18 protein-coding genes are annotated in these 22,992 nt (G+C 33.9%); 5 read left to right on the top strand and 13 right to left on the bottom strand.

What is annotated here, in order from left to right:
• Positions 1-20 precede the first annotated feature (20 nt).
• Positions 21-3,134, bottom strand: coding sequence for a protein NO VEIN domain-containing protein (locus LNP22_RS00775; RefSeq protein ID WP_229974869.1), 3,114 nt, complete (start codon positions 3,132-3,134; stop codon positions 21-23).
• 184 nt (positions 3,135-3,318) lie between these two features.
• Here LNP22_RS00775 and LNP22_RS00780 point away from each other — a divergent pair, with 184 nt between their 5' ends.
• A complete protein-coding gene (locus tag LNP22_RS00780) occupies positions 3,319-3,756 on the top strand; it encodes a DUF1896 domain-containing protein (protein ID WP_229974870.1) in 438 nt (145 codons plus the stop codon).
• Positions 3,743-9,139, top strand: coding sequence for an N-6 DNA methylase (locus LNP22_RS00785; RefSeq protein ID WP_229974871.1), 5,397 nt, complete (start codon positions 3,743-3,745; stop codon positions 9,137-9,139). The genes LNP22_RS00780 and LNP22_RS00785 overlap by 14 nt, the downstream gene beginning before the upstream one ends.
• Positions 9,140-9,149: 10 nt before the next feature.
• Here the strand turns inward: LNP22_RS00785 and LNP22_RS00790 are convergent, their stop codons facing one another.
• The 4 genes from LNP22_RS00790 to LNP22_RS00805 form a co-directional block, all read right to left on the bottom strand.
• The gene (locus LNP22_RS00790) at positions 9,150-9,971 is read right to left on the bottom strand and encodes an RteC domain-containing protein (protein WP_229974872.1); all 822 of its coding nucleotides are present in this window, start codon (positions 9,969-9,971) and stop codon (positions 9,150-9,152) included.
• Positions 9,972-10,237: 266 nt separating this feature from the next.
• Complete coding sequence (locus LNP22_RS00795) at positions 10,238-10,465, bottom strand: hexameric tyrosine-coordinated heme protein (protein ID WP_229974873.1); 228 nt, start codon at positions 10,463-10,465, stop codon at positions 10,238-10,240.
• Between the two features lie 10 nt (positions 10,466-10,475).
• A complete protein-coding gene (locus tag LNP22_RS00800; protein ID WP_229974874.1) occupies positions 10,476-10,925 on the bottom strand; it encodes a hypothetical protein in 450 nt (149 codons plus the stop codon).
• Positions 10,926-10,930: 5 nt separating this feature from the next.
• On the bottom strand, positions 10,931-11,308 hold the full coding sequence (locus LNP22_RS00805; RefSeq protein ID WP_229974875.1) for a group III truncated hemoglobin: 378 nt from the start codon (positions 11,306-11,308) through the stop codon (positions 10,931-10,933).
• Positions 11,309-11,804: 496 nt separating this feature from the next.
• On the opposite strand from LNP22_RS00805, the gene LNP22_RS00810 reads away from it, so the two are divergent.
• On the top strand, positions 11,805-12,224 hold the full coding sequence (locus LNP22_RS00810; RefSeq protein WP_229974876.1) for an OsmC family protein: 420 nt from the start codon (positions 11,805-11,807) through the stop codon (positions 12,222-12,224).
• A 30-nt stretch (positions 12,225-12,254) separates the two neighbouring features.
• A complete protein-coding gene (locus tag LNP22_RS00815; RefSeq protein ID WP_229974877.1) occupies positions 12,255-13,058 on the top strand; it encodes an alpha/beta hydrolase in 804 nt (267 codons plus the stop codon).
• A 56-nt stretch (positions 13,059-13,114) separates the two neighbouring features.
• Here LNP22_RS00815 and LNP22_RS00820 read toward each other — a convergent pair whose 3' ends face one another.
• The 8 genes from LNP22_RS00820 to LNP22_RS00855 all read right to left on the bottom strand — a co-directional run bounded on the left by LNP22_RS00820 (position 13,115) and on the right by LNP22_RS00855 (position 21,459).
• Positions 13,115-14,086, bottom strand: a complete 972-nt coding sequence (locus tag LNP22_RS00820) for a hydrogen peroxide-inducible genes activator (RefSeq protein ID WP_229974878.1) — start codon at positions 14,084-14,086, stop codon at positions 13,115-13,117.
• Positions 14,087-14,399: 313 nt separating this feature from the next.
• Positions 14,400-15,344, bottom strand: coding sequence for a thioredoxin-disulfide reductase (trxB, locus tag LNP22_RS00825; protein ID WP_229974879.1), 945 nt, complete (start codon positions 15,342-15,344; stop codon positions 14,400-14,402).
• A 73-nt stretch (positions 15,345-15,417) separates the two neighbouring features.
• Positions 15,418-16,110 carry a type 1 glutamine amidotransferase gene (locus LNP22_RS00830; RefSeq protein WP_229974880.1) on the bottom strand — a complete coding sequence of 231 codons (693 nt, stop codon included), beginning with the start codon at positions 16,108-16,110 and terminating at the stop codon, positions 15,418-15,420.
• Entirely contained in the window at positions 16,107-16,670 is a 564-nt protein-coding gene (locus LNP22_RS00835) for a GNAT family N-acetyltransferase (protein ID WP_229974881.1), read from the bottom strand. Before LNP22_RS00835 ends, LNP22_RS00830 begins: the two co-directional genes overlap by 4 nt.
• An 82-nt stretch (positions 16,671-16,752) precedes the next feature.
• Positions 16,753-18,333, bottom strand: a complete 1,581-nt coding sequence (locus LNP22_RS00840; RefSeq protein WP_229974882.1) for an NADP-dependent glyceraldehyde-3-phosphate dehydrogenase — start codon at positions 18,331-18,333, stop codon at positions 16,753-16,755.
• 210 nt (positions 18,334-18,543) lie between these two features.
• Entirely contained in the window at positions 18,544-19,998 is a 1,455-nt protein-coding gene (locus LNP22_RS00845; RefSeq protein WP_229974883.1) for a catalase, read from the bottom strand.
• 99 nt (positions 19,999-20,097) lie between these two features.
• Complete coding sequence (locus LNP22_RS00850) at positions 20,098-20,982, bottom strand: dihydrodipicolinate synthase family protein (RefSeq protein WP_229974884.1); 885 nt, start codon at positions 20,980-20,982, stop codon at positions 20,098-20,100.
• Between the two features lie 15 nt (positions 20,983-20,997).
• On the bottom strand, positions 20,998-21,459 hold the full coding sequence (locus LNP22_RS00855) for a cupin domain-containing protein (protein WP_229974885.1): 462 nt from the start codon (positions 21,457-21,459) through the stop codon (positions 20,998-21,000).
• Between the two features lie 96 nt (positions 21,460-21,555).
• Here LNP22_RS00855 and pdxR point away from each other — a divergent pair, with 96 nt between their 5' ends.
• Positions 21,556-22,968, top strand: coding sequence for a MocR-like pyridoxine biosynthesis transcription factor PdxR (pdxR, locus tag LNP22_RS00860; RefSeq protein WP_229974886.1), 1,413 nt, complete (start codon positions 21,556-21,558; stop codon positions 22,966-22,968).
• Positions 22,969-22,992 lie beyond the last annotated feature (24 nt).

Here is a 22,992-nt window from a genome sequence, read left to right on the forward strand (position 1 = left end):
ATTGAATGTTTTACAACTAATTAGTTTATTTTAATTTTTAGAAAATCAATGATAAAAGTTTCAAATTTATCCAAATTCATCCCTTTCCCAATATAAGTTTGTGGAATTAAAGTTCTAAAATCACCATCGAGATGTATCGTTTCCGGTTCACTTGATTTGTTCAATACATCAATTAAATGTACAACGTTATTACCTATGTCCGTATTGAATTTTATAAGGTCTTTAATCTCATTAATATCTTCTACCTTATACTTATTATCTCCATTGTAATTTGTCATATCGACAGAACATAATGAATAGTTTTCTTTTTGCTCAAATGCTCGAAGTGTCTGATTTTTTGACATTCTTACGGAATTGTTAGCGTCCCACCTTGATTTAACTTCAATAAAATATACGGGAACTGTATTTATTAAAATAACGATATCCTGTCCATCCTGAACATTTTTAATATCAGCTTTAATAGCGGTAGGGATTAGAGTTGTTATCGCATTCCTTAAAACATTTTCAATGTGCGTTCCTATGGTATATTTGTGTTGAAAGTTAGCATTTTCTTGTTGCTTCTGCATAAATGCTTCCTTACCAAGATTAATAATTTCTTCAATATTAGGATTTTTACCAAGTTCAGCAAGCTTCTTAATTTTTGAAGAATCAAGACTTAAGATTGAGAATGAGTCATCCCCATCCGCAAGTTCAACAAGGATAGATGATCGTTTACTGAACACGATTGGGAAATACTTTTCGTATTCATCTGTGGTTTTGAACTTTTGAATTATATCAATAATATATTCCTTAAGTGGATGATTTTCTATAGCGGTGAATTGGGAAGTCTCAAAAAATACTGTTTCGATTTTCTCTGTAAGATTTCTAACGGTTTTCTTGTCTTGAACTTTTAAGTATTTAGCAAATTCCTTTTGAATTAGATTTGCTCTAACCGGAAAATTTGGTTTTACTATTTTGTCATAAAGATCTTTAATTTCTTCAGGAATATTATCATCAACCTTTAAAAAATTCTGCGTTGTAAGCTCGTTTAATTGATTTGGAAATACTGCCAAAGTGCTGAACATTTCTTCATAATCATAATATGAAGGCCCTATTTCTAATATGTCCTTTAAAAATTCTCGATTTTCAACTACCCACTGGGAATCTTCCTTACTTAAATCATTTAAGAACAAACGGATTAGCCGACGTTGTGATACTCTATTATCTAACTCATCATCCTTTACACTGGGGATTTCTAAAATGGAACTATCAGAGTGATAATAATCGCAAATCAGTTTGACTAATTTTGTAGGTACGCTATTAGACTCAACTGATGAACATATTTTTGAATAGCTGATTAATGCTTCTAAAAATTCTGACGAGATCTCAGAAGTGAGTGTTTTGTCCTTGATTTTTTCACCTATTGTTGCATTAATGTCGGTTGTATAATTTTTTCTCGTGTAAGGGTTTAGCTCCAATTCAAATCTAAATTCTGGATCTATATGCCTTTTTGGTATATCTGGCATAACAATATCTGCAATATCAATCAATTCTTTTGGTAAACTGATATTATTGTTCAAACCCGATAGCAATCTAAATTCTCCTTTGATATTAGGAAGGAGTTCAAATGAATTGAACAAATCTCCATGCTCCTCTTTAATCAAATGTTGATATAGAATTTTAAGTTCTTGTATGTGTGGAATCGCTGTAAGATTACCGACCTCCTTAATTTTGATAGCAAGATCCTTATAGCCGATGTATTCAATTTCATCGAGATTCCATTCTTGAATAATTGATGACCATTCTTTTGTTAAGTGTTTTAGAGGTGTATTATCCCAGAAGAAATCTATTAATGTAAAAATTGATTCAAAAACACTGTCGTCTTGGAGTAAAACTGGAGCAATAAAAACGGATTTAGACACAAGAATATTTCCAGATTTGGACTCAACTAATGGAAAAGATTTAAAGCTGTTTATCCAAGAATATTTTAAACTTTTAAAGTATTCATTTAATAAAGGTTTATCACTATCTGTTCTAAAATTTATACGAGCTAATTTGATTGGATTTCTTATTTCTTTTGCATTTGATTCCACGTATTCAAAAATTAACTGTGACGCAATATCTATTAAGTTGCGGTTTGCTTCTTCTTCATTTTGGTTGTCCTCATTACTCGATTTCAAGTATAACCCATTTCTTGGTTCATTCGGTAGAAAATGCCTTGAATGCAAAAGATAATTAATTCCAAAATCCTGAGTTCCGACCAACGGATAGAACAAAAATAGTTTTGGTAATTCGCCACTTAAGTCTGTGGCCGTCAGACTTCCAGAAAAAGGTAAGATTACAGTGATTTTATTGTCTTTTGATTTTAGATAGAAAACCTCAACACTATTGCTATTAATAAGAATGGAAGTAGCGTGAAGTCCTTCTTCACAAGAATATCCACTGCGTTGATAAACTGTTGTTTCACCTAATAAATCTTTTACCTTGACTTTTTGCAATCTTGGATTTAAAGTTATTACGTAGGGCAAAATTGTTCGTAAAGAGTTTACTGCTTTTATTGCACAATCTCTATTATTCTTTGAAATTGTTTGAAATGAAAATACGGTATCTGGATACGGTGGTAATGTACTTTCTTTTTTTAGTAATCTGCCTACCTCTTTTTTTAGAAGTCTAATCCTTTGTCCAAGTTCTTTCCAATTATCTGTATTTCTATCAATAAAAAAATTATTTAAAGCTACATATCCCTCATCTTTTATGAGTGCCCCACTTACCTCAATTCTCTTTCCAAATGTATGAGAAGTAATAAAACCTGTACCGTATTGACCAACTGGCTCATTATCTTCAAAAGTTATCTTTCTTTCTTCGAGTGTTTTTGAACTAACTTGTTTGAAAAGACAGTCAAGTGTCATAGGTGTAAATGGCTGTCCATTGTGTTTAAACTCTAAATATTCTTCTGTTAGAGTAATAGTTATATCGCAATTGTCACTTAAATCGATGGCATTTTGAAAAAGCTCCCAAATTGCACGATTGGCGTCATTTTCTTCCAATTTTTTTATCCCTTGAATAATCTTATCAGCATGTTGCTTCATGTCATTTAACTCTGATAAGTCCTCATAAGATAATTGTGTTTCAAGGTTTTCTATTTGTTCATTCATTTTAATACTGGATTTATAAATGCTTATTTATTGAAATGTTAAAAGTACAAATTAATACCCTTGATAGTAATTTGTTTCACGCCAAATTCTACCTCTCAAAGCCAAACCCTGCCACTTCTTTAAACCCTGTTAATCTCTGCTATAATTTTAGGCTTTAAGTAAAATTCTAAACAAGAGTATAGTTATGAATACACAGCAAAAAGACTTATCGTATTTCGGATTACGACTGCAAGAATTATTAAACACCAGCTTTCCCGAAAAAGCAAACGACCAAAAATTTATTGAGCAACGTTCCTCGTGGGCTTCCAATGCTTATGAGAGTGCTTTTCGTACGGGAAATACAATTGAGCAATGCAACGAAATAGCCCATCATATCCTGTTTGAAAAACTGCATTTCTCCAAATTCGATACCTTGTTTCAGGTGGTATGCAATGAGTTTGATACCATAATGGCAGATGAGGAATTGCGCCCGTTTGCTCTGAAAATGTTTCCTGTTTGTGAGTCTGTTTTCTCCAATTATGAACTAACCGATGATTTCGCATACGGTTATGAGTTTGACTTGCTATATACCGAAATAACGGGAACCATCGCAATATGGATAGCTGTAAATGGGCTTCAGTAAAAAGCAACATCTCCAACAGAATATTGATGCCTTACGAATTGCTTTCAAACTTGAAAAGGAGAAACGACAAGCCACCGCAGGCGAAAGATTGCTAATGATGCGATACAGCGGATTTGGCGGTCTTAAATTCGTGTTGAACCCCATAGCAAACGAAATAGACATCAACAATTGGAGAAAAACGGAACACGATCTTTTTCCACTCACGCAGGAACTCCATCAATTACTAAAGAAAAATTCCGAAGACGAAAAGCAATACCGCAGGTATGTTGATAGTATGAAAAGCTCCGTACTGACGGCTTTTTATACACCGCCACAGGTTATAGATGCTATTTCCGCAACCTTACGTTATAATGGTCTGAACATTGATAAATTTCTCGACCCCTCCGCTGGTAACGGCTCATTCATACAATCCTTTTCAGAAAATCAAAAAGCCAGTGTTACCGCTTATGAAAAAGACTTGCTCACAGGTAAAATTTTAAAACTGCTTTATCCTGAAAGCAATATCCGTATAAGTGGTTTTGAGGAAATTCCTGAAAAGGAACAAAACAGCTATGATGTACTTGCCAGCAATATTCCTTTTGGGGACACTTCAATATTTGACCTTTCCTATTCCCGAAGCAGAGATAGTGCAAAAGTACAGGCTTCCCGAAGCATACACAATTACTTCTTTCTCAAAGGTACTGATATGCTCCGAGAAGGCGGTTTGTTGGTTTACATTACTTCACAGGGCATTCTAAATAGCCCAAAGAACGAACCGATACGCAGGGCGTTAATGCAGGATAATAATTTGGTTTCGGTTGTACGATTACCCAACAACCTTTTTACACAATATGCAGGTACGGAGGTTGGCAGTGATTTGATTATACTGCAAAAGAACACAGCAAAACAAGGTCTGACAGAAAGGGAAGATTTGTTTTGCCAAAGCAACCGAACGGAATACGATATTCCAAGCAATACATTGTTTAAGGACAGCACAAGAATTGTACATACCTCTCGCAAATTAGATACCGACCCTTATGGACAACCTGCTATGATCTATACACATAAAGAGGGTGTTGAGGGAATTGCCAAAGACCTCAAACAAATGCTTTCCGAAGATTTTGGCAAGCATCTGAATTTGATTTTATACAAAAGCGAACGGAACGATGAACCCATTGTACAAATTCCCACTACTCCAAAGGTAACACCTCCAATTGTCCAACCAGTAAACATTCAGTCAGAAAAACAACCTTTATCAATCAATCGACAAAACCCACAGGAATTTAAACAGTTAAGCTTTTTTGACCTGTTTGAAAATGAGGGAGAACCTGTAATGGTTCTTGTTTCACCCAAAACAACGACACAAGCCAAAAGACAAAGTACTAAAAAAAGTAGCCGTGCAATAGGCCGCCAAACCGATCTGTTTAATGCGATGCAACAAACTTATACACCTCCAATCACAAATAGAATTACTAACGGAAGTACATCAGTCAACGGCAAAAAACAGGAAGCTATCGTCGACCTGTTTTCGAGTAGCAACGGGAACGGACAAGCTGATAAGTCAGCCATACTCGACACCATTCCCAAACCTTCTCCGTATAGTAGCGAACTCCAACCGTTCTACCGTAACGATTGCCTTGTCGTGGATAATGGCTGGGTCGGTCATCTGCAAGATGTAGATATATCAAACGGTACTGCTGTTTTTAACCCTTTGCAATTACCACCTTTACAAAAAGCAAGAGCCGAAGCATACATTGCTGTACGTGATGTTTACCAAGAGCTTTACAATAAAGAGGCATCGCTTCAGACCGAACACAAAGGAGAAAGGGAAAACCTTAACCGTTTATACGATGCCTTTGTCAAAAAGTACGGCAATCTCAACAGTGCCGATAATGCTAAATTGATTAAAACAGATAGTTCTGGTAAGGAAATCCCTTATTTGGAACGTGTTGTTGGCGGTGTAGTTCATAAAGCGGATATTTTCAGCCGTCCAGTGAGTTTCTCTACCTTAACAATAGCGACAGACAATCCCGAAGAAGCATTAGCGAATTCGCTGAACAAATACGGAAGCGTGGATTTGGAATATATGTCCGAAGTCAGTAGTATGCCTAAAGATGCTTTGAAAGAAGCTTTACACGGTCGTATTTACTACAATCCTCTGCAAAAAGAATACGAAATATCCGAACGCTGGATTGCAGGTAACGTAATAGAAAAAGCTCAAGAGGTTAAAGCCTACCTTGAAAAGAATCCTGAAGATAGTCAAGCCAAAGCAAGCCTAACTGTTCTGGAAGAAGCCAGACCAAGACGTATAGAATTTGAGGAACTCGATTTTAATTTGGGCGAACGCTGGATTCCCACAGGCCTTTATGCACGATTTGCTTCGCACCTGTTCGATACAGAGGTAGCCATTCATTATTCCGAAAGCGCCGATGACTTTTACGTAACATGTAACCAGAAGAATGTTCATATCTGGGATAAATATGCAGTCAAAGCCGAAAGCAGGACGTTTGACGGAATTGCCTTGCTCAAACACGCACTTGTCAATACCACACCAGACATTACCAAGAAAATTAAGGTTGGAGACCAAGAGGTTAAGGTGCGGGATATGGAAGCTATACAAATGGCGAACACCAAGATTGACGAAATTCGTACCGCCTTTACCGGTTGGCTTCACGACCAAAATGATGAATTTAAAAACAGGCTGACCGATCAATACAACGATACTTTTAACTGCTTCGTCCGACCAAACTATGACGGAACGCATCAAGACTTTCCAGGATTAGACCGTAAAGCATTAGGTATTGACGACCTGTATTCAAGCCAAAAGGACACCGTTTGGATGATAAAACTGAACAACGGTGCTATCTGTGACCACGAAGTAGGTGCAGGAAAGACGTTGGTAATGTGTACCGCAGCACAAGAAATGAAGCGTTTGGGATTGGCACACAAACCAATGATAATCGGGCTGAAAAGCAATGTTCACGAAATCGCCGAAGCCTACCGTACTGCCTATCCACATGCAAAAATTTTGTTTCCGGGCAAAGAAGATTTCACACCTCAAAAACGCTTGCGAAAATTTGGAGACATTAAAAATAACGATTGGGATTGTGTCATCCTCACACACGACCAATTCGGAATGATACCGCAATCGCCAGAAATGCAAAAAGAAATTCTCCAAGTAGAATTAGACAGCGTAGAACGAAACCTCGATGCACTTCAAGCACAGGGCAAGGAAGTTACCAGAGGTAAGCTTGCCGGAGTTATCAAGCGGAAAGAAAACCTGGAAGTCAAACTGAAAACGTTACAACACGATATTGAAAACCGCAAAGATGATGTAGTGGATTTTAAGATGATGGGAATAGACCATTTGTTTGTGGACGAAAGCCACCAATTTAAAAACCTAATGTTCAACACAAGGCATACAAGGGTTGCTGGATTGGGAAACGTGGACGGAAGTTTAAAGGCAATGAACCTGTTGTTCGCTATCCGCACCATTCAGGAACGTACCAATGCAGATATGGGAGCCACTTTTCTTTCGGGGACAACTATCAGTAATTCATTAACTGAACTGTACCTGCTGTTCAAATATCTGCGACCAAGGGCAATGGAAAAACAGGGCATTCATTCTTTTGATGCGTGGGCGGCTATCTATGCAAGAAAAACGACCGATTATGAATTTTCTGTTGCTAATAACATTGTTGCAAAAGAACGTTTTCGGTTTTTTATTAAAGTGCCAGAATTGGCGCAATTCTATTCGGAAATTACAGATTACCGAACGGCAAAAGATATAGGCATTGACCGACCGAATAAGAATGAGGTTTTATACAACATTCCTCCAACTCCAGACCAGTCTGTGTTTATTCAAAAATTAATGGATTTTGCCAAAACAGGAAATGGCGAATTGCTCGGAAGACCTCCATTGTCACAAAGTGAAGAAAAAGCAAAAATGCTCATCGCTACAGATTATGCCCGAAAAATGTCTTTGGATATGCGGATGGTAAGTGCAATATATGAAGACCATCCCGACAACAAGGCTTCGCATTGTGCAAAAAATATTGCCCAATATTACAACCAATACAATGCACAGAAAGGAACGCAGTTCGTTTTCTCCGATTTAGGAACCTACAAATCAAACGAATGGAATGTGTACTCCGAAATCAAACGCAAGCTCGTGGAAGACCACAGCATACCTGCACACGAAGTTCGCTTCATACAAGAAGCTAAAAGTGATAAGCAACGAAAGGAACTTATCAAAGGAATGAATGAGGGAAAAATTCGTGTACTTTTTGGTTCTACGAGTATGCTTGGAACAGGTGTTAATGCACAGAAAAGAGCCGTTGTCGTTCATCATCTCGATACACCGTGGCGACCAAGCGACCTTGCTCAACGTGACGGAAGGGCTGTTCGCAAAGGCAATGAAATTGCGAAACATTTTGCAGACAATAAAGTAGATGTGATTATCTATGCCGTAGAAAAATCATTGGATAGCTATAAGTTTAACCTCCTGTACAATAAGCAACTATTCATAGACCAATTAAAAAACAATAACCTTGGCAAGCGAACGATTGACGAAGGAAGTATGGATGAAAAATCAGGAATGAACTTCTCGGAATACGTCGCTATCCTTTCGGGAAATACTGACCTATTAGATAAAGCCAAATTAGAAAAGCAGATTGCAGGATTGGAAAGCGAAAAACAGGCATTCAATCGTTCTAAATTCAGTGCCAAATACAAACTGCAGGACTTTACTGAATTACTTGAAAGTGCTCAATCCAGTTTTAACCGAATGAGCCTTGATTGGGAAAACTTACTGCAACGCATACAAAAATCTTCGGATGGTACTATAGAAAATAAGTTGCGATTGGACAGTTTACCGTCCAATGCTGATATCAAACAAATCGGTGCAAAGCTCAATCAACTTGCAGATAAAGCCCGAACCGGAGGTCAGTATGAAGAAATCGGCAGTTTATACGGATTTACCTTATTAGTCAAAACCGAAATCTCCGAAAAAGAGGGTGTAGATTTACGGGTAAACCGCTTTTTGGTAATGGGCGAGGGCAATATCAAATATACCTACAATAATGGTATCATTGCCAAAGATGAAAAATTGGCTTGTATGAACTTTCTCAATGCATTGGAAAAATTGCCCAGCTATATCGAGCAAAAAAAAAAGAAAATTGCTGAACTGGAAAAAGATTTACCTGTTCTTCAAGAAGTGGTCAATGGTACTTGGACAAAAGAAATCAGATTGAGCGAACTAAAAACCGAACTGGCGGCCATTGAACGAAAGATACAGTTGTCTATTGCTCCTGAAAAAAAGGAAATTAAGGATTTGACTGAAAATAAGACAGAAAATCCAGATATTTTAAAAACAAAAAGTTTTCATAGTCCAGGCAGTAGATAGCGAAACTATTCTAAATTTTGTCATCTTCATCCATCTTTTTAATCAAAGCATCACGCAAACTGTCTAGAAATTTGGTTCGATTTATTTTTCGGCTTTTAATTTCCATAAAGGTGTGGTAAAAATCACCCAAATTGATATCAAACGCACTTCCTAATACTTTTGCAATGACTTTAATATCTACATTGCCATTATCGAATACACCCTTTGAATAAAGTGAATATATCAATTCTATTAGCGCAGTTTTGCTTCCTGTCCATTTTAGAGTAGTTTTATCCGTTGGCTTATGCCTATTATTATTAAGTTGGTCTTCTAGATATACTTGTATCAGGTCATTTGCAATAATTTTTGCAGCTTTATAATCGTGAGAGGTTGAAAACCTATGATCTGTTTCAAAATAGACAGTATCCAAGCTTAGTTTAATATCGTGTTTCCCCCGAACAAAAAGCTTTTCATCAATAAATGAATTGTTTGTTCGGTAATATTTATAGAATTCAAGGTTGTTATCAAAATATATTTTAAGCTTTTTTAACTCGGCGTTCAAATATTTTCTAACAGCTTTTTTATCGTTAGGCTTTTTTGTTTCGATCTTATAAATAGCGTTGTAATAAATAAGTTTTGAGACAATAACCGGCTTTTGATGTTTAAAGAAGCTGATTTCTTCTTCAATATTTTTAAATTTGTTTTCTAAAACATATTCTTTCAATTCGGCAAGACACTGTATTATAATGAATATAACAGACTCAATTTTAAGTATTGAACCATTTGTGTCAACCTCCATTTCGATGATTGTGGTTTCGAGTTCGTAAAGCTTTATATTGTAGAATTTGATCATTAAACTTGTTAAAATAGTTAAGTTTTTTAAAAGCTCCTATAAATATTGATTTGACCCAATTCATCTTTTATATGAATTGTAATTCTTCATTAGCCTGTAATAGCAGTTATTTTATTTTTAATTCATTTCTTTATAAGTGATCACCATATTTTATTAAGCGCTTATTAACTCTGAAAATTCAACCTGCCCATAACTTAAACTAATTTTTATAAAGAGTACATTGAAAATATTAGTTTAAGTTTGATTTAGGAAAAGCTTTTTTAGTATTATTTCCAATAATTGTTTGCTGCTGCAATCGTTTGAAAATTTACTGCTATTACATGTGATGCTGCAGTTAATTTTTCAGGATCATTTGCATATTCTGGTCTAAGTTTTTTTAACACCTCTGGATCAGGTTGGGTATATCGTACCCCTTTTCTCGAGAGTGTTATTGCTAATTCAAATCCTTCTTGAGGCGTTTTTGTTATTAATGATTTAAGCCATTGATCTTCCATAATTTAATTTTTATATTTTTTTATTAATTGATTTATTGATAAGAAGTCCAAAAGTGAAAAGAGCGACTAACTTAATAAGTTCTAGTAAAATAAAATATAAATGAAAGAACGATGGAATTGGTTTCAATCCCTCTATTATACTTTTTGCTCTGAAATCTAGTATTGGAAGTATCCAAAATGTTTGTAACACTAGTGCAATTATTACTATTAAAAACAAAAGTTTATTAATTTTTAAAATTTGAGACATAATATTAAATGAAATTATAATTATCGTAAATAATAGAAGTATTTCTATTTTGTTTAGTACTCCAAAAACTAGTTTTCCAATGCCCAGTCCTATAGATAAAGTAACATTAGGTGCTCTAAATTTTAACCAACTTTCGATAAAACTTATTCCTATAATTAAACCACACCAAGTGAAGCTAATTGCAGTTATTGCTATTTTTCTTATGGATAACATAGTTTTTAATTTTTGGTATTTATACCTTTTACTTTCTGCATTATTCTGCCAATATTCTCTGCTGCTCTTTTAGCATCGTTAGCAGTCTTTCCTTGAAATAGCTTGTCAACAGTTTCTGTAAAAAGTAAAAACCATCTTTCAAAATGTTCGTTTGAAAGTATAAGTGGTATATGTTTTGACATGGGATCTCCTTTGTAAGTGCGGCTATATAAAAGCATCGTACTCCAAAACCGGCACATTGTTTCAAGATGAGTGTCCCAATCCTTTTTTATTACTTCGTTAAAAATGGGAGACAGTAACTCGTCTTTTCTCACTATATCGTAGAAAGCATAAATTAATGTTTTTATATTTTCTTCAGTTTTTATATCTTCTTTAATGTCCATAGCTAGAATTAAGATTTAAACCATTTACATCTACTTATTAAAATTCAACACAAGTTGCAAAGGACAAGGAAAAGTTCAAGATAAAATAATCCACTTTTAATTTTTATTACCACTTACTGGACTAGAATTTTATTTATATAAACCCTTACTATATGTAAATCATTTCTCTGCATTTTTAATATCGTTTTAAAACATTGCCAATCGTAATGCTAGGTTTGATATTATAATAAAATAACTCAATTAATATTGATGATAAAGTTGACTTAATTTAGTATAATCTATAAAAGTATAATCTATAAACAACTAGGTAAGTATTATATGTATCAAAGAAATAAACTCAAATATTTATTTAAAACAATCAACTAATTATAAAAAAAAATTATGAAGTTCAAAAATTATTAATTTGATTTATGAAAGCATCAAACATAAATTTGTCCCATCAAATCAAAAGAATGGTTTGAAACATAAATAAATAATAATTATTAAAATTGAGATTATGAAATTTACAAGAAAAGCAAATGCAAATTGGAAGGGTACTGGAATGGATGGGAATGGAACTATCACTACACAAAGCAAGACTTTAGACAGTACTCAAGTATCATTTAAAACTCGCTTTGAACAAGGCATAGGAACGAATCCTGAAGAATTAATTGCTGCGGCACATGCTAGTTGTTTTACTATGCAATTAAGCTTTCTATTAAGTGAAGTAGGGTATATAGCAGAAGATTTGAGAACAGAAGCTAAAGTAACTTTTGAAGATGGCACCATAACGTTAATTGCGTTAGAACTTAGTGGGAAAGTTTCACAAATTAGTGAGGAAGAGTTTCAGAATTTAGCAAAAAAAGCTAAAGAAATTTGTCCTATATCGAAACTTTTAAACACCGAAATCAGCTTATTAGCAACCTTAATTTTGTAGTTAAAAATAATAATTTTAAAACCTAAAAAAATGAAACCAATTAATTTAAAACAACAGTTGAATCCTTGTTACTTATTTGCACTATTTATATTTAGTTTTTTATTAGTAAACACTACTTCGATAGCACAGACTGGAACAAAATCCGTAAAAAACATTGTGCTTGTGCATGGTGCATTTGCTGATGGTTCTGGATGGAAAGCACTTTATGAATCACTTAGCAAAAAAGGATATAATGTTACGATTGTTCAAAACACGCTGACGTCTCTTGAGGATGATGTTGCAGCAACTAATGTAGTACTTGACAAACAGACTGGTCCAACAATTCTTGTAGGACATTCATGGGGAGGTGCTGTAATAACAGAAGCTGGTAATCATAAAAATGTTGTGGCTCTAGTTTATATTGCAGCCTTTCAGCCTGATAATGGTGAAACAGCACTGCAGTGGTTCCAAACAGTGCCACCATCTCCAGAAAATGGAGTCTTAGCTCCTGATGCAAAAGGAATTGTTTATTATGACCAAGCAAAATATCATGCAGGATTCTGTGCTGACATAAGTAAAGAAGAAGCTGCTTTTATGTTTGCTTCACAAGGGGCTTTTTATGGTAAAGGATTTGCAACACCAATTATAAAAGCATCGTGGAGAGATAAACCAACCTATGCAGTAGTTGCTACAAATGATAAAAGTATCGCCCCACAAATTCAACGTATGATGTACAAACGTTCTAATACAAAAATTACTGAAATTAAAGGTAGTCATGTAGTATTTATGTCCCAGCCTGAAGGCGTTGCAAAAGTAATTGTAACTGCTTCTAAAAATACAATTGTACAAAAATAACATGTTATTTAATTATACATTAAAAAAACCTGACATTCCTGTCAGGTTTTTTTACATTACATAAAACTATTTATAGATTTTACAAAGTATGGAGAATCATTCCATCTTATTTTTCGATAGGCAAAGTCTTTTTTGATGGAGTCAGGTAAAGAGCTCCAGATGGCTTCATTCATTTTTTCAAGTAGTAATTTTTTTGAAAAAGAATCTGAAACAACTAAACTAATTTCCCTAACTGGTACTGGCTCTTTAAAAGGCTTAATAAGCCTAGAATCCTTTTCGTAAACAATGGATAATTCAGGAATTATTGCAAATCCTAGATCTGCACGCACTAAATTTTTTAAAGTTTCAATTGAACTAACATCGTATGTAAACTGCGCTTTTATCTTTTCAGGATTTTCTAATCCACAAATATCAAGTAACTGAGCATTGTAGCAAAATTCACTATGAAGTAATAATAATTCTGCTTTATCAGCGGGTTGCATTTCATAAAAATCATCTTTTGCCATTGGGTGATTTGCATTTAAATAGGCCATAAAGGGCTCTTTGAAAATGGGATGTTCAATTAGATTTGTATTACCTGTGGGGGTAGCCATTATTGCAACATCTAATAAACCTGTTTCGAGATCATTCATTAATTGACCAGTATTGGCTTCCTTTATTATAAAATGAACTTTTGGAGTAGCTTCTTTGATACGATTAATAAACAATGGGATTAAATATGGAGATAACGTAGTAATTATTCCCACCTTGATTTCGCCTTCTAAACTATTTTTTTCGTTTACTACAAAATCGCGAATCTCATCTGCTTCTCGAAGTATTTTTTTTGCACGATTAATAATTTCTATTCCAAGTTTTGTGGGTGTTAATGGTACTTTATTTCTGTCAAAAATTTTAATCCCTATTTCTTCTTCTAAATTTTTAAGCTGTATTGTAAGTCCAGGTTGAGTAACCATACATACTTCAGCAGCTTTTGCAAAATGACGCTCTTGATCTAATGCTAAAACATATTTTAATTGTTGAATGGTCATAATTATTAATAATATATAATGTTAGTAAGGTTGTAGAATTTATAATTTGAGGATTTGATGAAAAGAATTTATAATAGAGTACTCAACAATACTCTTGAATACTGAACATTCAATAACCTCTTTTCTTTTAAAGAAAATGAGTTACTGAAACAGGAACATCTATATTACTCTGTCAATTTTATCTTCAGTAAAAATAACCTTTTTTAACTGGCCGTTTTCTGTAGTATCCTCTTTTATTTTATGCATTGCGATATTACACTACATCTACCAAAATTAGAATTATTTTTTTTGCATTCAGTATATGATACGTTTATTATTTGCTCGCCAAATATCTTTCAGCATCTAAAGCAGCCATACATCCTGTTCCTGCTGCGGTAATTGCTTGCCTATAATTATGATCAGCAGCATCACCTGCTACGAATACGCCATCTATATTTGTTTTAGATGTTCCTGGTTTGTTGACTACGTAACCTGTTTCGTCCAAGGTTATGTAATCTTTGAAAATATCGGTGTTAGGTTTGTGACCAATGGCTACAAAAAAACCTGTTGCGAGAATATCAATTGAAGTATTGTTATTTTTATTTATTGCCTTTACACTAGTCACCACTTGACCATCACCAACAACTTCAAGGGTATCGTGGTTCATCAAAATTGTAATGTTTTCTGTTTTGCGAACTCTCTGTTCCATTATTTTTGATGCTTTGAATTTTTCTGATCTCACCAACATAGTTACTTTTTTGCAAAGTTTAGACAAGTAATGTGCTTCTTCACAAGCTGAATCACCAGCTCCGACAATAACCACTTCTTGGTTTTTATAAAAAAAACCATCACAGATGGCGCAAGCCGAAACTCCACCGCCAGATTGTAGATAGTGCTGCTCGGATGGAAGTCCCAAGTATTTTGCGCTTGCACCTGTAGAAATTATTACTGTTTCGCAATGTATTTCTTTGGTTTCATTAATCCAAACCTTTAGAGGTTGAAAAGAAAAATCGACTCTAGTTGCCCAACCATCTCGAATGTCAGCATCAAATCGTTTAGCTTGTTCCATAATGTTAATCATCATTTCTGGCCCAGTAATACTCTCGGGGTTTCCTGGCCAATTCTCCACTTCATTTGTTGTTGTAAGTTGTCCACCAGGTTGTGAACCTTGATATAAAACCGGAAACATATTAGCGCGAGCTGCATAAATCGCTGCAGTATAACCCGCTGGACCAGAACCAATAATTAAACATTTTACTTTTTCTATTTCTTGTATCATCTTAAATTTTTTAAATTTGTTTTTTTATCTTTTGTAATAACTTGACAATAAGTCATTTTATTTTTATTGTATTTTATTTATTGGTATTTTCTAAAAAATCGAGAACTTTAAATAGAATGTTTTTATTATTTTCAATTAAATTATCATTTGCTAAAATATCGTTTATTGATTGAACATACTTTCCTGTAGTGATGTCTCTTCGGCAATTTTCAACCATACTAGTAATTGATTTCTTAGAAACTTCAAGATGAAATTGTAATCCAAGTACATTTGTGTTGTGAAGAAATGCTTGGTTTCTGCATCCGTCGCTGGATAATAAGTGAATGCTTTCGTTTGGTAAATCAAACGTGTCACCATGCCAATGAAAAGTAATATGATTGTTTGGGATTAAGTTGAAAACTGGACTTTGATTATTAATCTGCTTTATAGAAAACCATCCAATTTCTTTTTCTTTATTAGGAATTATTTTTGCGCCCAAACAATTTGCAATTAATTGTGCTCCTAGACAAATACCTAGAACAATTTTACTGTTTTGAATTGTCTTTTTAATAAATTTTTTTTCGTTTTCCAACCAGTTAAACTTATATTCATCATAGATATTCATTGAACCACCTAAGATAATTAGCCAATCAAAACTCTCTTGATTAGGTAAAAACTGACTTTCAAAAAACTTGGTATGGGTTACTGTATGGTTGTTTTCAAGAATCCAATTTTCAATGAAACCGAGATCTTCAAAAGGTACGTGCTGTAGATAATGAATTCTCATAAATCAATTTTATTTAGTAATTGTATTTTGATATTTTGCCAATCATTTTTTTCAATTGTATAAACGTTTGTGTCTCTGTAATTGCCCCTCCAAGTTTTAAGATGGTTTGTAATTATTTCTTGTAATTTGGCACCTATTGATTGTGCAGCTTTGTTTGAAACAATGTTTTGTTTGTCAATCTGTATTATGATTTTTTCTAAGTTCAATTCTTCAAAAACATATTGTAATATCAAATACTTTGAAATTTTATTCACTTTTGTTCCTTGAAATTTTGGGTTTATCCAAGTCCAACCTAATTGGGCTGTTTTAGTATTGCAGTCAATGTTTGCTATTCTTGTGGTACCAATAGTTTCATTTGCATTGTGAATAACCCAAACAATTGCGGATGAACTTTCTACTTTTACTAGTGCATCGTTAATATATGCCTTAAGTTCCGCTGTATTTGATAATTTGTTTAATCCGAATTCCCATAGCTTATCGTCAAAAGCAAATTTTTTCAGCTCATTGATGTCCTCTGAAACTATGGGAACTAAGCGGATATTGTTTTTTTCTAAAACCATAATTGATTGATGTTAGTCTACTATTTTATTTATTATCACATATAATTGTCCATTTATTTATACTTTTTGAACAATTTAAGATTTACAAAATATAATCTGTATTAATAAAGTTTGATTGTTTGCTGTTTAATAGCTCTTGTAAAATGGTGTTGTTGTCTGCATTATCTTTTGAAGCAACAAATGTTCTTATTGAGAAAGAACGAAGTGCATCGTGGGTACTTAATGTACCTACCGCAGAATCTTTTCGTCCTGTAAACGGAAAAACATCGGGACCTCGCTGACAAGAACTGTTTAAATTAACTCGACAAACCAGATTAACTAACCCGTCAATCAGAGGAGCTAAAGTTTTAATATCTGTACCAAATAAACTCACTTGTTGACCATAGTTTGATTCTGCCATATCTTGCAATGGTTCTTGAATATCTTTGAATGTGATTATGGGTACTACGGGACCAAATTGTTCTTCGTGATATACTCGCATATCCTTATTTACCGGATGTAATACAGCAGGAAATATAAAGTTTTCAGTTTGTATTCCACCTTTAGGGTTAATTACTTTAGCTCCTTTTGAAATGGCATCATCTATTAGTGATTTAATGTAATCTGTTTTATTAGGTTCAGGCAAAGGTGTAAGAAATACATTTTCTTCCCAAGGATTACCATAAATCAATTCATCAACTTTGTTGGCAAAGCGTATATTAAACTCATCTGCAATTGATTCGTGAACATATAGAAGTTTTAGTGCAGTACAACGTTGTCCATTAAATGACAAAGAACCATTGATACATTCTTGTATAGCCAAATCTAAATCGGCATCCGGAAGGATTATCGCTGGATTTTTGGCTTCTAAACCGAGTATCAATCGTAAACGATTTTTATTAGGATGCTGGTCTTGTAATGCTATTGCTGACTTGCTGTTTCCAATTAAGGCAAGAATATCTACTTTTCCTGATTTCATAATTGGAGATGCTACATCTCGACCTCTTCCATAAATTATATTTATTGCTCCTTTTGGAAAACTCTCTTTAAAAGCTTGTAGTAATGGGGATAGTAATAGAACTCCATGCTTAGCAGGTTTGAAGATTACTGGATTTCCCATTATCAGTGCGGGAATAAGCAAAGAAAAGGTTTCGTTTAACGGATAGTTGTAAGGACCTAAACACAAAACTACGCCTAACGGACCACGACGTACCATAGCGTTGATACCTTGTACTTTTGTAAAACGAGCGTTACTTCTGTTTAGTTCTTTAAGACTATTGATGGTATCGTAAATGTATTCAACAGTCCTGTCAAACTCTTTCTGAGAGTCAGTTAGGCTTTTCCCAATTTCCCACATTAAAAGTTTTACTGTTTCGGATCGATGTGTTTTCATCAGAGTTACGAAATTTTCCATACATTTAATACGATCTGCTACCTTCATAGTGGGCCATAATCCTTGCCCATTATTGTAAGCTTCTGTGGCTGCTGCAACTGCTTCATTAGCTTCGATAATTCCCATAGATGGTATAGAACCCAATAAAGTAGGCTGGTAATCAGTGGTTGTAGAAATAGTTGAAAAAACTGGTGTTGTTCCACCATTCCATTTTTTTAATTCACCATTTACTAGATAAGTATCCTGATGTAGTAATTTTTTTATTTGATACTCTTGAGGTATAGCTTTCATATTTTTTTTCTAATTTTATTACTACTCTAATATTCTAATTATTAATTTGATTTTTAATTTTTACTTAGTAAGTATTGATTTAAAATACGTACATAGTCAAATTTATAAGTTTATATCCTTAGTAATTTGAATTTTAAAAATTAGAAATTATCCAGATGATTATATTTGCAACAAGAGCTTTGAACTGTATTATAATCATCTGGTTATTTTTTATAATATTACTTCTGTTATATCAATATTTAATGCCTTAGCAATTCCTACACCATAGTTAGGATCGGCTTGATAACAATTGATGATGTGTCGCTCTTGAATGAATTTTTCCGCACCTTGAATTGCAGCTGCTGTATTATTAAATAAAGTTTGTTGTTGCTCAGTTGTCATTAACCTAAATAAATTACCAGGTTGCGTAAAGTAATCTTCATCTTCCCGATGATCGTAATGAAATGCAGCACCCTCTAATTCTAAAGATGGTTCAGTATATTCTTTACTTTCTGACCATTGTCCGTAACTATTTGGCTCATAGTGAATGGTTGCTCCTTCGTTTCCATCAACACGCATCGCACCATCTCTATGGAAATTGTTAAAAGGGCATTTGGGTGTGTTTACAGGAATTTGATAATGATTTACACCAAGTCTATATCGTTGTGCATCGCCATAGGAAAACAAGCGACCTTGCAACATTTTGTCTGGAGAAAAACCTATTCCTGGAACAACGTTGGCTGGATTAAAAGCGGCTTGTTCTACATCAGCAAAATAATTTTCAGGGTTTCTGTTGAGTTCTAAAACTCCAACTTCTATTAGAGGATAATCACCGTGGGGCCAAACTTTAGTTAAATCAAAAGGATCAAATCGATATGTTTTAGCATCGGCTTCTGGCATAACCTGGATTTTTAATTTCCATTTTGGGAAATCTCCTTGTTCAATTGCTTCAAATAGATCTCTTTGGTGGCTTTCTCGGTCTTTACCAATCAAATTTTCTGCTTCTTCATTAGTAAGGTTTTGAATACCTTGTTCTGATTTTATATGAAACTTTACCCAAAATCTTTCATTTTGTGCATTGATCAGACTGAAAGTGTGACTACCAAATCCGTGCATTTGTCGGTATGATTTTGGAATTCCCCTTTCGCTCATTACAATTGTTATTTGATGAAGAGCTTCGGGTAAAAGTGTCCAAAAATCCCAATTGTGATTTGCTGTACGCAAGTTTGTTTTTGGATCTCTTTTTACAGCTTTGTTTAAATCTGGAAACTTATAAGGATCTTTAAGGAAAAATACTGGTGTGTTGTTACCAACTAAATCCCAATTCCCTTCTTCAGTGTAAAACTTAACAGCAAATCCTCTTATATCTCTCTCAGCATCCGCGGCACCTCTTTCTCCTGCTACTGTAGAAAAACGGACAAAAAGCTCTGTTTTTTTATTGATACCAGAGAAAATTTTAGCCTTTGTATATTTGGTAATATCATTTGTTACCGTAAATGTACCAAATGCACCAGAGCCTTTGGCATGCATTCTTCTCTCGGGGATGACTTCTCTGTCAAAATGTGCTAATTTTTCAAGAAACCAAAAATCTTCTATCAATAAAGGACCTCTTTTTCCTGCTGTTTTTACGTTCTGATTCTCTGCGATGGGTCTTCCTGAAACCGATGTTAATTTTTTTAAATTCATTTTACGTTTTTTAATTTATTACTTGATACCAAGAATTTCCTTTCACATTTGAATAGTGTGAAAGGAAATTTATGTTCTTTTAATACAATTTGTGCATAACTAAACTTGAATTCCATTCAATACTTGTTTTAATTCGGCAACTTCACTTTCGCTAAGAGGTTGTAGTGGACTTCTTAAATGACCACCATTTTGTCCTTGAATTTCAAGTCCTGATTTTATAGCTCTAGGTAATCCTTTGTTTACAATGAATTTTAAAAGATTTACTTGTTTGTAGAATATATCTTGAGCAGCTTTTAAATCATTATTTTGAATAGCATTGTACAAATCGACATTTAATTTAGGTATTAAATTAGGAGCGGCAGTACACCAACCAGCAGCACCAGCAGCAAAAGCAGCTAATGCTAAAGGGTTAGAACCATTGTAGAAAGCAACATCCTCGCCAAGTTCTTTTCTTAAAAAGTGCATTCTCTGCACATCGCCCGTACTTTCCTTAATCATAGTAACATTAGGAATTTCTAGTAATCTTTTAAGTAAAGCTGGAGACATATCTACACCACCAGTTGCGGGATTGTTGTATGCCATAATTGGAATAGAAATTTTACTTGCTACAGCATCATAGTGTTTTACTATTTCATCATCAGTAAGTTTCCAATAACTCATAGGTATTATCATAGCTGCCGTTGCTCCAGCTTTTTCCGCAAATTTTGCGTGATAAATAGTTCTCTCAGTCGTTAGATTTGATACACCTACTAAAACTGGAACTCGACCATTTGTTTGTTGGATAGTTGCTTCAGTAATTGCTTCTTTTTCACTATCAGTCAAGTAAGGCATAACACCTGTACTACCTAATGGCGCAACTCCGTGAGCTCCGTTTACAATCAACTTTTCTAAAAGTGTTTTGTATAAATTAATATCTACGTTCTCATTTGCATCAAATGGAGTTATAGGGTAGGCGATAATGCCTTTGAATGGTACGTTTTTCATTTTGTTTTTTTGGTATTAAATGTCTCTTCCTTCTTCTTCTCTTAATGCTACTCCTAAGTTTTGTAGCTGAGGTGCATTTTCACAAGCTAAATATTTAGCATTTTCAGTATTGCTTAAATTTTTATGTCTGTGCCAAGCCCAACTTGGAATGTAAACAGCATCACCAGCTTTCCATTCTACTTTTGTATCTTCAATTTCTGTGTAACCGTGTCCTTCAATAACATAAAGCATTGTTTCATAAGTATGTCTGTGACGATTAGTCAATTGATCTGGCAGTAAACCACCAACTGTCATACTTACATTCTTGCTTGGTAAATCAATAAAAAAAACAGGATGTTTTCTTTCTGTAGAAAATTGATTGTGTTCACCAGCTTGTTCAACATTTTTGTGAATTAGTTTTTCAGGCATCACAAATGTTGGTCTTGCAAATGTTTGATGAAAATCTTTTGACGTAAATTGTTTTTCTTTAGTTTCCATTATAATAAAATTTAGATTGTGCATTATTGCATTACAAAATTACTGTATCTTTGGACTGTTTAAATAGTACAGTTTTATCATTAATAGCTAGACCAGATGTTGCGACCGTGGAAATTAGAAATTGTTTTAAATAGTAGTTCAGAAAAAGCAATTTATTTGCAAATTGCTGATGCTATAATTGATGCTATAAAATCAGGAAAACTGATTAGCGGTAACGCTTTGCCAGGAAGCAGGCAATTAGCTAGTTTATTGAGTGTGAATAGGAATACAGTAATTGAAGCTATAGATGTATTACTTGCTGAGGGTTGGCTTATTGCTGTTGAAAGGAAAGGTACTTTTATCTCTGAAATTTTACCAGAAAAGCTAAATTTAAAGGATGATAAACAACCCATTAATAAAGAAGAAGAAGTTAGTAAACCAAGTTTACATTTTGATGATGGATTGCCTGATAGCCGGCTTGCACCAATGAATGAATTGGCTAGAGCATACAGACAAATTTTTAATAGAAAGTCGCGTTGGCAAATAATGGGTTATAGCAATGAATTTGGTGATATTGAATTTAGAAAAGCTATTGTTCAAATGCTTAATTTTAAAAGAGGAATGAACGTTACTATTAATGAAATATGCATTACTAGAGGTAGTCAAATGGCAATGTATTTAGCGTCACATTCTATTTTTTCTTCTGGTGATTGTGTTATGATAGAAAACCCCGGTTATAAACCTGCTTGGGAAACGTTTCAAAATGCCGGCGCAAAGTTACTTCCTGTAAATGTTGATAAGAATGGATTAATAGTTGATGAGGTTGAAGCGTATTTAAAAAAGAATGCTGCTATTAAAGCCATATATGTAACACCTCATCATCAGTTTCCAACAACTGTAACGCTAAGTTTAAAGAGACGATTGCAGTTGATTGATTTATCAAATCGATATGGCTTTTATATTATAGAAGATGATTATGATAATGAATTCCATTTTGGTCAGAGACCTATTTTGCCTTTAAGTAGTTTTGAAACTGCACACAATTATATTTATATTGGTACACTAAGTAAAATTGTAGCTCCTGCTTTACGAATTGGCTATTTAGTAAGTAATGTTGAAATTATTCAAAAAGTTGGAAAACACCGCAAAATGATTGATGTACAGGGTGATAATATTATGGAAGAGGCAATATTGCAGTTGATTAATGATGGTGATATTAAGCGTCATTTAAAACGGACTAGTTTAATTTATAAAGCTAAGCGTGATTATTTTGAAAGTATTTGTGATCATTACCTAAAAGATAAGGCTACTTATAATAAGCCTGAAGGTGGCTTGGCTTTTTGGATTGTACCGAATAATAACGTAAATACTAATGTAGTTGCTGAAAAATTACTTAAACAAGGTATAAAAATTATGTTACCACAAAGTTTTAGTTTTGATGAACCAATAGTAGGATTTAGACTTGGGTACGCTTCTTTGACCGAAAACCAAATTAAAGATGGTATTTTAGCACTATCACGGTTTTTATAAAGTGAATGACTTACAATTTTTTTT

Origin of the sequence: Flavobacterium flavipigmentatum, from assembly GCF_020911905.1 — a bacterium.
In the GTDB taxonomy this organism is placed as follows: domain Bacteria; phylum Bacteroidota; class Bacteroidia; order Flavobacteriales; family Flavobacteriaceae; genus Flavobacterium; species Flavobacterium flavipigmentatum.